The organism is Enterococcus gallinarum (assembly GCF_021496385.1).
GTDB lineage: Bacteria > Bacillota > Bacilli > Lactobacillales > Enterococcaceae > Enterococcus_D > Enterococcus_D gallinarum.
Map to the genome: position 1 here is coordinate 2,040,874 of NZ_CP050816.1, position 14,115 is coordinate 2,054,988.

Here is a 14,115-nt window from a genome sequence, read left to right on the forward strand (position 1 = left end):
TTCTTTGGAAGGAGATTTTTTGTGAAGGAGAAATGGCATTGTGAGTAAATTATGGACGAAACATCAGCAGTCGGAAAGACTGAAAAAAATCGGGGTTATTTTGTTGTCAGGATTGACTGCAGCGATCGCGTTGAATTTCTTTTTGATTCCTGCAAAAGTACTTTCTGCAGGGATGAATGGTGTTGCCCAGTTGATCGTAGCAGTCGGGTGGGAACAATTCGGCTTGCATCTTAGTACCGGTCTCTTTATTTTGCTTTTGAATGTGCCAATCTTTATTTTAGGCTTTATCAAACTAGGCAAAGCTTCCACTTGGATGAGTTTTATTAACGTTGTAGTGGTCTCTTTAATAACGATGATTTTGCCTCAAGGAGAAATCACAAACAATATCCTCGTGAATTCGTTGATTGGCGGCGTATTACTTGGTGTTGGAGTCGCTTATTCGTTAAAAATGGGTTTCACAACGGGAGGAATGGACATCCTCTCATTGATCTTATCAAAAACGACAGGTAAGACTGTCGGCAAATATATGTTTATGCTTAATGGCATCATTGTTATGCTATCAGGGTTTATTTTCTCATGGGAGAGCGCCTTGTACACGATCATTTCCATTTTTGCTATGAGTTATGTGGTGGATATGCTTCATACAAGTCATCAAAAAGTTACGGCATTGATCATCACCACCAAAGCGGAATCTGTCGGCAAGAATATTTCGAAACATGTGTTTCGCGGTATGACATTGTTGCCATCTGTAGGAGGATATTCTGGTGTTCCTGGAAATATGATTATGATGGTAGTTACTCGTTACGAAATCTATGATTTGGAACAAGCTGTTTTAGAAGCGGATGAGAATGCATTTATCAACTTTGTTCCCACTCAATCGATCACAGGACGTTTTGCAACAGACGATGAACAGCGTACATTCAAAACAACCGGAGTCTTTCCAGAATTGAAAGTTAACAAAAAGAATCGTCCCTAAGGAAAACGAAAGCGAAAGTGCCATTTACAAAGGGATTAAAACAAGTTATGATTTGAACAGATCATCAAAGGAGGTTTCGACTATGCCTTATACTGAAGCAGAAAGCGAAGCAATCAAAGAACGTGTCTTAGCAGCGTTAGAAACAGTTATTGACCCAGAATTAGGGATTGACATTGTCAATCTTGGTTTAATATATGAAATCGAATTTGTCGGGGAAACAGGCGATACAGTTATTAAAATGACATTGACCACTATGGGTTGCCCATTAGCCGACGTTTTGACCGAACAAATTCATGAAGCATTAAGCGACATTCCAGAAGTCAAAAATCCAGAAGTAAAATTAGTCTGGTATCCCGCTTGGACGACCGATAAAATGAGCCGTTATGCACGGATCGCGTTGGGGATTCGCTAGGGGATTTGCTGATTCCAAAGCAGCGGCTGTTAGTTTCGTAAGTCGTTTGAAATAGTATGGATGTATAAGTACATTTCATTCTCTAAATAATCCGTAGAAATTTTGGAACTCTTTTATTAACTTTTAAGATAAGTTAGTAAAGGAGTTTTTTAGTTAAACAATTTTTTATTAGTATCTGTTGCATTTTCAATAAGGAAACGCGACCCCATACCCCTGTTAAACAGGAAGCTTTATAGTAAAAGAAAAGTGAGACTGAATTTAGCGAAATGAACGATTTTCGTGCGACGACTGCTTGTCGTTTCAGAGACCATTTTTGTAAAAAATGATAAAATAATGATCGATAACTAAAGAAAAGGAATCCGGCCTATGCTATTAACAAAGAAAAAACTCTCTCGCCTAGCGGCTCCCTATAATGAAGGAGATATGAGTATTGGTTTTGCCGAATCACAAAGTATAGAAAGTATAAGCAGCAAAACGATTTTACTTGTGAATGATCGCCAAGTAATCATTTTATTTTTGAACTTTTTTCAAACAAAAGTCATTGATCACATGGCTTACGCCAGAAAAGATCTAATCAATGAGCAATTAAGTCAAGGGTTCAATGGGTTAGACGTTGTTTGGCGTTTTACAGTCCAAAATAAAAAATGGCGTTTTCGCATACTAAAGAAAATAGTCACACTAGGAAAAATGCAAAGAGAATTGATCGAGCGGCTCTAAAAGAGGGTACGTACCTAAATTGTAAAAGAATTTTGAGCGGTAATTTGATGAAGACTGATTGTCTTTTTTTCAAGGATCTCAGCGAATAGAGAATTGCTACAAATAAAATAATGACGAAACCTAAAACGGCAATTGCATTTTGCAAACTAGAAAGGTAAACTATTTTCAATGAAGAAAGGAGACGAACAATGTTAACGACTAAATTTGGTGAATTCACCTACGACAATCCCTTTATGAATGCTTCCGGCGTTCACTGTATGACCACTACGGATTTGGAGGAACTTGCAGCATCAGAAGCCGGTTCTTTTGTTACAAAAAGTGCCACTTTAGCACCGCGAGAAGGAAATCCCGAACCGAGATATGTGGATCTCGCTTTAGGAAGTATCAATTCAATGGGATTACCAAATAAAGGCTTAGACTATTATTTGAATTTTGCTTTAGAGAAACAAGAAGCAATCGCTCCTGAAGCACCTTTCTTCTTTTCTGTTGCAGGCATGAGTGTTGAAGAAAATATTGAACTTCTAAGAAAGATTGAAGCTAGCAACTTTCGTGGTATCACAGAGTTGAATCTTTCTTGCCCGAATGTCCCAGGAAAGCCACAAGTTGCTTATGATTTTCCATTGACAGAACAAATTTTAGAGCAAGTTTTTAGTTTCTTCACGAAGCCTTTAGGCGTGAAATTACCGCCTTATTTTGACCTGGCGCACTTTGATCAAATGGCTGAAATTTTGAATAAATTCCCTTTAACATACATCAATTCTATCAATAGTATTGGTAATGGTCTATATATAGACCCAGAAACAGAAGCAGTAGTGATCAAGCCTAAAGAAGGCTTTGGCGGTATCGGTGGCGAGTATGTCAAACCAACAGCACTCGCCAATGTTCGGGCTTTCGCGACCCGACTAAAACCAGAAATCAATGTAATCGGAACTGGCGGCATTCGTTCTGGACAAGATGCATTTGAGCATTTGTTATGCGGAGCGACGATGTTACAAATCGGAACGGAATTACAAAAAGAGGGACCAGCGATTTTTGCCCGTCTGAAAAAAGAATTGACAGAAATTATGACTGCCAAAGGCTACACATCGATCGATGAATTTCGCGGTAAACTTCGCTCATTGTAGCCGATTAGCAAATTGCTGCTGAAGGAGGAATGGCATGATCCAGTTTAGAAAAGCGACGCTCTCTGATTTGCCGGAAATGATGGCTCTCTTTGAGATGGGCATACAATCCTTAAAAAAACAAGGCTCACCTCAATGGCAAAATGGCTATGGTCCCACTCGTGAAAAAATCAAAGAAGATATCAATAAACAAGAAAGTTATCTCTTGTTATATGACGATCAAATTGCTGCTTCTGCCGCTTTAGTCAAAGGGGTCGATCCCGTTTATACTGCGATAATCGAAGGTAGTTGGTCAGGGGATGGGCCTTATGCATCAATCCATCGTGTCGTAGTCAGTGACCATTTTAGAGGCAAACAATTGAGTGCACATTTACTAAAAGCGCTAGAGGAAGAAGCGGTAGCAAAAGGGATCCATGATTTACGGATTGATACCTATCAAGCAAATATTGGAATGCAGAAAGTGATCGAAACCTGTGGTTATCAATATCGTGGGCAAGTTGTTTTCCCTATTCCACACGGTGAACGACTGGCCTATCAGAAATTAATCTAATTGATTGGGTGAATATAGTAATATCTGCTGTAATTGCCAGACCATAAGCGGAATGGCTGAGCCATACTAATTCCTTAATTCCCTTAGCGGGTTCAGGTCGAATTTGGGCAGCGTGTTTAGCTCATAAAGTAAGATGTTTTTTGAAAGATTGATCATGACGGAAAGAAAGATAGCAAGTTTTGCGTAGCTTTATTATGCAGGGCTTGCTATCTTTTTGTTTATTTTTATTCCGAATAGACGAAATTAATTAAATGTATAAAAATAGAGAGTTATCACTTTATTTTAATATTGTGCATATGGTAAAGTTGATTTGAGTAAACAATGGAGGAGAATCCAATGAAAAAAAGAAAAAGTATGCGTAAGGCGTTGGCAATGCTAGCGGCTCTATTGATCACCCTTGGACAAGGGGTGCCTGCGGTTGAAGCATTGACTGTCTTAGAGAATAACGCAGAATCAGCAATAGTCGATTCAGGCTCATCAATCTCAGCCGAATCAAATGAACCCTCAGAACCATCTGAAGACCGAACAGCCGATTCTTTCGAAACGGCATCAAGCAGTCAAAGTATGGAAACAGAAGAATCCATTGATGAAAGTCATTCTACTGAACCATCGTCTTCTAGTGAAACGACTGAGGAAACAAGTGAAAGTACAAGTACGTCTGAAAGTGAGACATCTTCCTCAAGTAGCAGTGCGTCGACAACGGATTCAACTAAGGATTCTACAACGCCTAGTACGTCTTCTACTACCGAAAGGCCATCAGGAACCAGTCATTCATCAAAGCCAAATGATACGACAGCAAATTCCACCCAAAGTTCTTCGGAACCAAAGACATTCGACACACGTTCTTCAGTCAGCCAATTGCCGCCATCCAATCAGCCTATAGCAGATTCTTCCCAGACAGTTGATTTATCAGATAAATTGGTTACCACCCCAACTGATTCTAATTTGAATGGCTATATCTTGCCGTTGTTGAATCAGTTAGCAAATGAACGATCCGCAGCGCTGATTTCAGAAGCGTTGAATCAACTAGGCAAACCATATGAAAAAGATGCGCAGGGTACTGGATTTAATAATCTTTCGTTGCCTATTGCTGTTTATCGTGGCGTTTTTGATATAAAAGGGATCGAAACTTATGATCAGCTCAGCCGGGTAGGAAAGCAAACATCACTTGAAAAAGCCGTACCTGGAGATCTTTTGTTTTGGAAAGACGGTCAGCAATTAGTCAAAGCAGCAATTTACCTTGGACAGGATAAACTGATCATGGCAGATCAACCCCAAGCAGAACAAATAGTCAAGGAAGAAAAAGCGGCGACAGAAAACAATGGCGTACGCATTTATACTATTACTGATAAACAGAATAGTACTGCGGAAACAAAACAATTGATCCAAGAAGATCAGGTAAACAAACCAGATGTAGTGGTTCATTTTTCTGACTCGCAAAAAGTAACACCTCATGGACAATCACTAATCGCTAAGTATGCGGCTAGCTATGATTTTCGCAAGAATCCGCAAACAGAAGCATTTGTTGCGGCAATTGCAGAAGATGCTCGGGAACTAGGCTTAACTTATGGTGTGTATGCGTCGGTTATGATTGCACAGGCAATTTTGGAAAGCGGATCTGGTCAGAGTGGCCTTGCTTCTCCCCCGTATTATAATTTGTTTGGAATCAAAGGAACTTCCGGTAGTCGTTCCGTTTCTATGATGACAGCTGAGGATAATGGGACCGGAGAATTTTATACGATCCAAGCTGCTTTTCGTGCCTATACAGGATACAAGGAGTCGTTAAAGGATTACGTTCATTTACTGCGGACAGGAATTAGTGGGAATGCTGATTTTTACAAAAAGGTTTGGCGTTCTGAAGCAAAAAACTACCTGCAAGCGACTGAATATTTAACGGGACGTTATGCAACGGATACGAGCTACAACAATAAACTGAATTCATTGATTGCTGTCTATGAATTAACGAAATATGATGAAGCCAAAGCTGGCAGCGGCGTTGTCCTGCAATCAAAAGAAGCGATTCCCAAAGAGTATCGGCAGCTGTTGGTGTTTCCTGATTATAACGGTGTAAATTATAATACCTCAGGTTCTTATCCAGTCGGACAATGTACTTGGTATGCTTACAATCGGGTCAAGCAATTGGGCGGCAGTGTGGATGAATACATGGGGAATGGTGGAGAATGGGGAGCAACCGCAAAACGTTTAGGCTATAAAACGGCGGCTACTCCAAAAGCAGGCTATCTGATCAGTTTTAGCCCAGGCACTGCTGGCTCTAGCACACAATATGGACATGTCGCCTTTGTGGAAGCGGTTGGCAAAGATGGCATTTTAATATCAGAGGGCAACGTTATTGATGGCAAAACGATTTCTTATCGAATCATTCCCAATGAGCTTGCTTATTCGCAAAGTGTCAGTTATATTGCCCCAAAATAAAATTTCGACCAAAAACTCTAGCGAATCGTAAAAATTCGGTTGTCAACTTCTGCCACAATTGCTAAGATAGAGCACGTAAAGGACGGTGCCGAATGAAAAAACGTATCAAAAAGAAAAAAGCCTATAAAAAGTATATCCAAGACATATTCACAGGATATGAAGAAATGTTGGAAAATCCTGAGCTCAAGGAGAGATCCTTTAGTTATTTGAAAGAAGAAACAGTCTTGAGACGTGATGAAAACGATCAGATTCGTTTTCGGACTCGGGACATTGATTAAACTGCCTATTTTAGGCAGTTTTTCTTTTTCAAAAATAATTGAAAGTATTTCAGAAAAACACTTGCTCTTTCATACGCTTAATGATAAAGTAGTGAACGTTGGCAAAACACGCCGACAGTCAAAACCTTTCAAAAAAACTTTTTGGAAAAAGGGCTTGACCAAAACAGAAACAGATGATATTATAACGAAGTCGCAAATTTAAAAAATCAATTTGATGCTGATGCAGCAACAAAAAAGATTGAAAAAAGTTGTTGACAAATAACAATTCATTTGTTATTCTAATGGAGTCGCTGATGACGCACAGGAAGTTGTTGAATAAACACTTTCGAAAAAAAACTTTTAAAAAAGAGTTGACATTCACTTGTTGATCTGATATGATTTAAAAGTTGCTAACGCAGCGCAGTAGACCTTTGAAAACTGAACAAAGCAAGCAAACGAACCAATGTGTAGGGCGCTTCATTTATGAAGCAAAATACATGCAAGCAATAGCTAGCAAAGTTAATTTTATTTGAGCTTAACGATCCTATGGATCGTTCAAACAAATCATTATGAGAGTTTGATCCTGGCTCAGGACGAACGCTGGCGGCGTGCCTAATACATGCAAGTCGAACGCTTTTTCTTTCACCGGAGCTTGCTCCACCGAAAGAAAAAGAGTGGCGAACGGGTGAGTAACACGTGGGTAACCTGCCCATCAGAAGGGGATAACACTTGGAAACAGGTGCTAATACCGTATAACACTATTTTCCGCATGGAAGAAAGTTGAAAGGCGCTTTTGCGTCACTGATGGATGGACCCGCGGTGCATTAGCTAGTTGGTGAGGTAACGGCTCACCAAGGCCGCGATGCATAGCCGACCTGAGAGGGTGATCGGCCACACTGGGACTGAGACACGGCCCAGACTCCTACGGGAGGCAGCAGTAGGGAATCTTCGGCAATGGACGAAAGTCTGACCGAGCAACGCCGCGTGAGTGAAGAAGGTTTTCGGATCGTAAAACTCTGTTGTTAGAGAAGAACAAGGATGAGAGTAGAACGTTCATCCCTTGACGGTATCTAACCAGAAAGCCACGGCTAACTACGTGCCAGCAGCCGCGGTAATACGTAGGTGGCAAGCGTTGTCCGGATTTATTGGGCGTAAAGCGAGCGCAGGCGGTTTCTTAAGTCTGATGTGAAAGCCCCGGCTCAACCGGGGAGGGTCATTGGAAACTGGGAGACTTGAGTGCAGAAGAGGAGTGGAATTCCATGTGTAGCGGTGAAATGCGTAGATATATGGAGGAACACCAGTGGCGAAGGCGGCTCTCTGGTCTGTAACTGACGCTGAGGCTCGAAAGCGTGGGGAGAACAGGATTAGATACCCTGGTAGTCCACGCCGTAAACGATGAGTGCTAAGTGTTGGAGGGTTTCCGCCCTTCAGTGCTGCAGCAAACGCATTAAGCACTCCGCCTGGGGAGTACGACCGCAAGGTTGAAACTCAAAGGAATTGACGGGGGCCCGCACAAGCGGTGGAGCATGTGGTTTAATTCGAAGCAACGCGAAGAACCTTACCAGGTCTTGACATCCTTTGACCACTCTAGAGATAGAGCTTCCCCTTCGGGGGCAAAGTGACAGGTGGTGCATGGTTGTCGTCAGCTCGTGTCGTGAGATGTTGGGTTAAGTCCCAACGAGCGCAACCCTTATTGTTAGTTGCCATCATTTAGTTGGGCACTCTAGCGAGACTGCCGGTGACAAACCGGAGGAAGGTGGGGATGACGTCAAATCATCATGCCCCTTATGACCTGGGCTACACACGTGCTACAATGGGAAGTACAACGAGTTGCGAAGTCGCGAGGCTAAGCTAATCTCTTAAAGCTTCTCTCAGTTCGGATTGTAGGCTGCAACTCGCCTACATGAAGCCGGAATCGCTAGTAATCGCGGATCAGCACGCCGCGGTGAATACGTTCGGGCCTTGTACACACCGCCCGTCACACCACGAGAGTTTGTAACACCCGAAGTCGGTGAGGTAACCTTTTGAGCCAGCCGCCTAAGGTGGGATAGATGATTGGGGTGAAGTCGTAACAAGGTAGCCGTATCGGAAGGTGCGGCTGGATCTCCTTTCTAAGGAATAATACGGAAGACTACACATCGTTTGCCTTTGTTCAGTTTTGAGAGGTTTACTCTCAAAATAGTTTGTTCATTGAAAACTGGATATCGAAGAAAATCAAAACAAGTAACACACACCGAGTTGACAAGTTAAAGAGTTTTTTAATAAGTTCAACGCTTATTTTCTTGAGCAACCTTCTATCGCTAGAAGAAGTACTCAACACCGACCGTAAGGTCAAAGGTTAAGTGAATAAGGGCGCACGGTGGATGCCTTGGCACTAGGAGCCGATGAAGGACGGGACTAACACCGATATGCTTTGGGGAGCTGTAAGTAAGCTATGATCCAGAGATTTCCGAATGGGGGAACCCAGCATCTTTTATAGGATGTTACACAGTTGTGAATACATAGCAGCTGTGAGGTAGACGCAGAGAACTGAAACATCTAAGTACCTGCAGGAAGAGAAAGAAAATTCGATTCCCTGAGTAGCGGCGAGCGAAACGGGAAAAGCCCAAACCAACAAGCTTGCTTGTTGGGGTTGTAGGACTCCGATATGGTAGTTGAAACAGATAGTCGAAATACTTGGAAAAGTATGTCAAAGAGGGTAAAAACCCCGTAGATGAAATCTGGCTCACACCTAGGAGGATCCTGAGTACGGCGGAACACGAGGAATTCCGTCGGAATCCGGGAGGACCATCTCCCAAGGCTAAATACTAGTGACCGATAGTGAACCAGTACCGTGAGGGAAAGGTGAAAAGCACCCCGGAAGGGGAGTGAAATAGATCCTGAAACCGTGTGCCTACAACAAGTTAGAGCCCGTTAATGGGTGATAGCGTGCCTTTGTAGAATGAACCGGCGAGTTACGATAGCATGCGAGGTTAAGTTGAAGAGACGGAGCCGCAGCGAAAGCGAGTCTGAATAGGGCGAATGAGTATGTTGTCGTAGACCCGAAACCATGTGATCTACCCATGTCCAGGTTGAAGGTGCGGTAAAACGCACTGGAGGACCGAACCCACGTACGTTGAAAAGTGCGGGGATGAGGTGTGGGTAGCGGAGAAATTCCAAACGAACTTGGAGATAGCTGGTTCTCTCCGAAATAGCTTTAGGGCTAGCCTCGGAATTGAGAATGATGGAGGTAGAGCACTGTTTGGACTAGGGGCCCATCTCGGGTTACCGAATTCAGATAAACTCGAATGCCATTCATTCATATCCGGGAGTCAGACTGTGAGTGATAAGATCCATAGTCGAAAGGAAACAGCCCAGACCACCAGCTAAGGTCCCCAAATAACTATTAAGTGGAAAGGATGTGGGGTTGCACAGACAACTAGGATGTTGGCTTAGAAGCAGCCACCATTTAAAGTGCGTAATAGCTCACTAGTCGAGTGACCCTGCGCCGAAAATGTACCGGGGCTAAATAGTTTACCGAAGCTGTGGAGTGCACCATAAGGTGCATTGGTAGGAGAGCGTTCTAAGGGCGTTGAAGGTAGATCGTGAGGACTACTGGAGCGCTTAGAAGTGAGAATGCCGGTATGAGTAGCGAAAGACAGGTGAGAATCCTGTCCACCGTATGACTAAGGTTTCCTGGGGAAGGCTCGTCCGCCCAGGGTTAGTCGGGACCTAAGCCGAGGCCGACAGGCGTAGGCGATGGACAACAGGTTGATATTCCTGTACCCGTTGTTTTTGTTTGAGCAATGGAGGGACGCAGGAGGCTAAGAAGTGCAGACTGATGGATATGTCTGTTCAAGCAGTGAGTCTTAGTGGGAGTCAAATGCTTCTGCTTTCAAGGACAAGCTGTGATGAGGAGGGAAATAATAGTACCGAAGCTTCTGATGTCACACTGCCAAGAAAAGCTTCTAGTGAGAAAACAATGGCCCGTACCGCAAACCGACACAGGTAGTCGAGGAGAGCATCCTAAGGTGAGCGAGAGAACTCTCGTTAAGGAACTCGGCAAAATGACCCCGTAACTTCGGGAGAAGGGTGCTGCTCTAACGAGCAGCCGCAGTGAATAGGCCCAAGCGACTGTTTATCAAAAACACAGGTCTCTGCAAAATCGAAAGATGACGTATAGGGGCTGACGCCTGCCCGGTGCTGGAAGGTTAAGAGGAGTGCTTAGCGTAAGCGAAGGTACGAATTGAAGCCCCAGTAAACGGCGGCCGTAACTATAACGGTCCTAAGGTAGCGAAATTCCTTGTCGGGTAAGTTCCGACCCGCACGAAAGGCGTAACGATTTGGGCACTGTCTCAACGAGAGACTCGGTGAAATTTTAGTACCTGTGAAGACAGGTTACCCGCGACAGGACGGAAAGACCCCATGGAGCTTTACTGTAGTTTGATATTGAGTGTCTGTACCGCATGTACAGGATAGGTAGGAGCCGTAGAGATCGGGACGCCAGTTTCGATGGAGGCAATGGTGGGATACTACCCTTGCGTTATGGCCACTCTAACCCGCAGCCCTTATCGGGCTGGGAGACAGTGTCAGATGGGCAGTTTGACTGGGGCGGTCGCCTCCTAAAAGGTAACGGAGGCGCCCAAAGGTTCCCTCAGAATGGTTGGAAATCATTCGAAGAGTGTAAAGGCAGAAGGGAGCTTGACTGCGAGAGCTACAACTCGAGCAGGGACGAAAGTCGGGCTTAGTGATCCGGTGGTTCCGCATGGAAGGGCCATCGCTCAACGGATAAAAGCTACCCTGGGGATAACAGGCTTATCTCCCCCAAGAGTCCACATCGACGGGGAGGTTTGGCACCTCGATGTCGGCTCGTCGCATCCTGGGGCTGTAGTCGGTCCCAAGGGTTGGGCTGTTCGCCCATTAAAGCGGCACGCGAGCTGGGTTCAGAACGTCGTGAGACAGTTCGGTCCCTATCCGTCGCGGGCGTTGGAAATTTGAGAGGAGCTGTCCTTAGTACGAGAGGACCGGGATGGACTTACCGCTGGTGTACCAGTTGTCTCGCCAGAGGCATCGCTGGGTAGCTATGTAGGGAAGGGATAAACGCTGAAAGCATCTAAGTGTGAAGCCCACCTCAAGATGAGATTTCCCATTTCTTTAAGAAAGTAAGATCCCTGAGAGATGATCAGGTAGATAGGTCAGAAGTGGAAGGCCAGTGATGGTTGGAGCGGACTGATACTAATCGATCGAGGACTTAACCACGATTGAAAAAAGCAAGGAAACTCGGAAGGGTTTTGATTCTTCGATCCAGTTTTGAGTGAGCAATACTTACTCAATTGAATAGTGTGGTGGCGATAGCGAGAAGGATACACCTGTAACCATGCCGAACACAGAAGTTAAGCTTCTTAGCGCCGATTGTAGTGAAGGGTTTCCCTTTGTGAGAGTAGGACGTCGCCACGCAAGTTAACCTTATATCAAATATTTGATATAAGGTTTTTTTTGTTTAAAAGTAACGGGATCAGCGATGAGTCTGCCAAAAACATGGTGCAAAAAATTTAGGTGACTTAAAATAACTTTTTTTGCGAAAAAATGATACACTGTTTATGAAGAGTTTTTAGGAGGGATAGTATGACTGAGGAGCTTAAAAAAGAACAGGATCCAGTAGACAATGAACGTAACGAAACGTCGTCGGCAGTTCCATTTACAGAAATCAAAGAAGTCGCTTCAAAAAATATTGGTCAGATGCTTCAAGACCTGCAAGCGTTCGAAACAGCGATTGAAAAGGAAGACATTCCGGAGATTTATCGAATCTACAATGGCCGCCTGCACAAAGAATTGAAAGAAACATCCAATCAAAATCATGAAATCGATGAGTTGCTGGCGCGGAAAATCCATGACAGTTTTGTCGCTACTTTTCCATTCATGATACATGCCGATCGAATTTCACCTACGGTTCATTATTATAAAATAGGTGAATACTACCATGAACGTCCGACAATTGGCATTGATGCCAGTGTTCCAGAAATCTTTGTGATTCCTGCTATTGATGATGAGTGGCGTAAATTTCAACGCGGCAATCGTGATATGCTGACAGCCATTGAACAACAGATGGATAATTTAGACGCCAAAGCCATTGCGGCTCAATCCGAGATTCAAAAACTGCAAGAGGAGATCGATTGCATTAAGCGTAGTGAAAACGAGTTGTCAGAATCAAAAGGATTTTTTAATCGCGGAAAAATCGATGAGGAATTAGAAGCATTAGTCCAAGAACGAAAAAAAGTAGAAGCGAAACAAAAAGAATGGTCTCGCTATTCCCAAAACGAACAAGACGTGCTTCTTGAAAAAGAACGATTAATGCAGCAATATCACGCCTTGCGCTTAAAAAAGGCAATCGTCGAAAAAGAATTTCGTCAAATCGATCACTATTTTGGTTCGTTGCAAGAGATGAACGAACGATTGCAAGCTTTCTTAATGAGCTATCTAGGAGAGGAGTCGATCGCAGATGAATAATGAGGAAGAAAAAACGCCCCTAATGAAAGAACAAACAGAAGATGGGATTCGCGAAACAGCTACGTCAAAGAGCGAACTGGAAATAATGGAAACAAATGAGTGGGCAACCGCCGCTGATGAACTAAAAACAGTTGAAATAGAATCGGATGAGCTTGAAGCAACGGCAATTGATCAGGAAGACTTGTACCAACAATCTGCTGAAGAAGGCCATAGCGAAAGGCTAATCATTGACTCTACAGAGTCTGCAGAGCTTGAAATACCTGAAGCACCTGGAGAACCTTATGATGAATACTATGAAACGAAAGAAAGTGATCACCAAAGAATTGAAAGCTTAATTGAACAAGCAGAAAATGAATTAGCAGATTTGCGCTTACGCAAAGCCATTATGGAAGCTGATTTTGATGAATTATGTCATCACTACCAAACATTGATCATTGGCAACCAGGATATTTCAATTATCGCTAAAAAGACGTTACTGGAATACTATGCTTATGAATTCTTGAAACCCTTGCGATCGATTGGATTGATGCCAACCGACAACTACGATGTTTGGAAAACAAAGCACTTCTTGGTGAAGTTTCAATTGAATGAGGAAAAAGCAATGGATTTATATTTTAAATTAAATCCGATCAATTCTCAATATGAATCACAGTACTTGCCGCTACTCACGATTTATTCTGACACACGAGAAGTGCGGGTCAACGACCATCAAATCTTATATCTATTGCGGCAATGGTATACAGATAAAATATTTACGGTCAATCAATTGTCACTGTTTAATTACGATATAAATTTACTCTTAACTCATTTTCGCGCATCTTCATTTATGGTTTCACCAAGTCTCATTGATAATACGCAAGAACTTGCAGTGGATTTAGAGACTGAGTTTCCGATCACAACAGACATTTTGGACCAAATCTTTATTACTACGATGGAAAATCAAGACTATGATTTTGTCAAAGCAGAGTATGAAGACTATGAGATCTTCTTAGATAAAAAACAACGCTTGACGATTCGGATGGCTGATGATCGGACCCATTTGTTTATTGATTCAGATCGAAGAAAACGTTCCTTGTTAGATTTCTTCACTTCTTACGAATTTTTAGTTCCATTAGTAGTACCTAGTTATTCGCATTAAACAAGCATAAGAGCTAAAATAATCA

Annotated in this window: 9 protein-coding genes and 3 rRNA genes; all 12 read left to right on the plus strand. The window is 43.0% G+C overall.

The features are described 5' to 3' along the window. Positions 1–40: 40 nt before the first annotated feature. Complete coding sequence (locus HED61_RS10150; RefSeq protein WP_003127293.1) at positions 41–976, plus strand: YitT family protein; 936 nt, start codon at positions 41–43, stop codon at positions 974–976. An 82-nt stretch (positions 977–1,058) separates the two neighbouring features. After that, complete coding sequence (locus HED61_RS10155) at positions 1,059–1,388, plus strand: metal-sulfur cluster assembly factor (protein ID WP_219645509.1); 330 nt, start codon at positions 1,059–1,061, stop codon at positions 1,386–1,388. Between the two features lie 366 nt (positions 1,389–1,754). Then, positions 1,755–2,105 (plus strand): hypothetical protein, encoded by a 351-nt coding sequence (locus HED61_RS10160; protein WP_138371832.1) that lies wholly within the window; start codon positions 1,755–1,757, stop codon positions 2,103–2,105. 188 nt (positions 2,106–2,293) lie between these two features. Next, positions 2,294–3,229: a dihydroorotate oxidase gene (locus HED61_RS10165; protein WP_029486858.1), complete on the plus strand. Its 936-nt coding sequence runs from the start codon at positions 2,294–2,296 to the stop codon at positions 3,227–3,229. A 34-nt stretch (positions 3,230–3,263) separates the two neighbouring features. Beyond that, a complete protein-coding gene (locus tag HED61_RS10170; protein ID WP_156233364.1) occupies positions 3,264–3,776 on the plus strand; it encodes a GNAT family N-acetyltransferase in 513 nt (170 codons plus the stop codon). 336 nt (positions 3,777–4,112) lie between these two features. Then, positions 4,113–6,209: a glucosaminidase domain-containing protein gene (locus HED61_RS10175; RefSeq protein WP_234981384.1), complete on the plus strand. Its 2,097-nt coding sequence runs from the start codon at positions 4,113–4,115 to the stop codon at positions 6,207–6,209. 92 nt (positions 6,210–6,301) lie between these two features. Continuing rightward, complete coding sequence (locus HED61_RS10180) at positions 6,302–6,487, plus strand: hypothetical protein (protein ID WP_003127300.1); 186 nt, start codon at positions 6,302–6,304, stop codon at positions 6,485–6,487. Between the two features lie 544 nt (positions 6,488–7,031). Continuing rightward, positions 7,032–8,580: ribosomal RNA gene (locus HED61_RS10185) — 16S ribosomal RNA — on the plus strand. Between the two features lie 222 nt (positions 8,581–8,802). Next, positions 8,803–11,704: ribosomal RNA gene (locus HED61_RS10190) — 23S ribosomal RNA — on the plus strand. A gap of 82 nt (positions 11,705–11,786) precedes the next feature. Then, a 5S ribosomal RNA gene (gene rrf / locus HED61_RS10195) occupies positions 11,787–11,902 on the plus strand. The 16S, 23S and 5S rRNA genes sit together here, the layout of an rRNA operon. A 168-nt stretch (positions 11,903–12,070) precedes the next feature. Further along, a complete protein-coding gene (locus HED61_RS10200) occupies positions 12,071–12,952 on the plus strand; it encodes a hypothetical protein (protein ID WP_219645305.1) in 882 nt (293 codons plus the stop codon). Beyond that, positions 12,945–14,090 (plus strand): hypothetical protein, encoded by a 1,146-nt coding sequence (locus HED61_RS10205; RefSeq protein WP_234981385.1) that lies wholly within the window; start codon positions 12,945–12,947, stop codon positions 14,088–14,090. The genes HED61_RS10200 and HED61_RS10205 overlap by 8 nt, the downstream gene beginning before the upstream one ends. Positions 14,091–14,115: the final 25 nt, after the last annotated feature.

What these genes read in the sequence shown, in the direction of transcription:
- HED61_RS10155 (WP_219645509.1), top strand. Translation starts at nt 1,059, where the DNA reads ATGCCTTATACTGAAGCAGAAAGCGAAGCAATCAAAGAACGTGTCTTA.
- HED61_RS10160 (WP_138371832.1), top strand. Translation starts at nt 1,755, where the DNA reads ATGCTATTAACAAAGAAAAAACTCTCTCGCCTAGCGGCTCCCTATAAT.
- HED61_RS10165 (WP_029486858.1), top strand. Translation starts at nt 2,294, where the DNA reads ATGTTAACGACTAAATTTGGTGAATTCACCTACGACAATCCCTTTATG.
- HED61_RS10170 (WP_156233364.1), top strand. Translation starts at nt 3,264, where the DNA reads ATGATCCAGTTTAGAAAAGCGACGCTCTCTGATTTGCCGGAAATGATG.
- HED61_RS10175 (WP_234981384.1), top strand. Translation starts at nt 4,113, where the DNA reads ATGAAAAAAAGAAAAAGTATGCGTAAGGCGTTGGCAATGCTAGCGGCT.
- HED61_RS10180 (WP_003127300.1), top strand. Translation starts at nt 6,302, where the DNA reads ATGAAAAAACGTATCAAAAAGAAAAAAGCCTATAAAAAGTATATCCAA.
- HED61_RS10200 (WP_219645305.1), top strand. Translation starts at nt 12,071, where the DNA reads ATGACTGAGGAGCTTAAAAAAGAACAGGATCCAGTAGACAATGAACGT.
- HED61_RS10205 (WP_234981385.1), top strand. Translation starts at nt 12,945, where the DNA reads ATGAATAATGAGGAAGAAAAAACGCCCCTAATGAAAGAACAAACAGAA.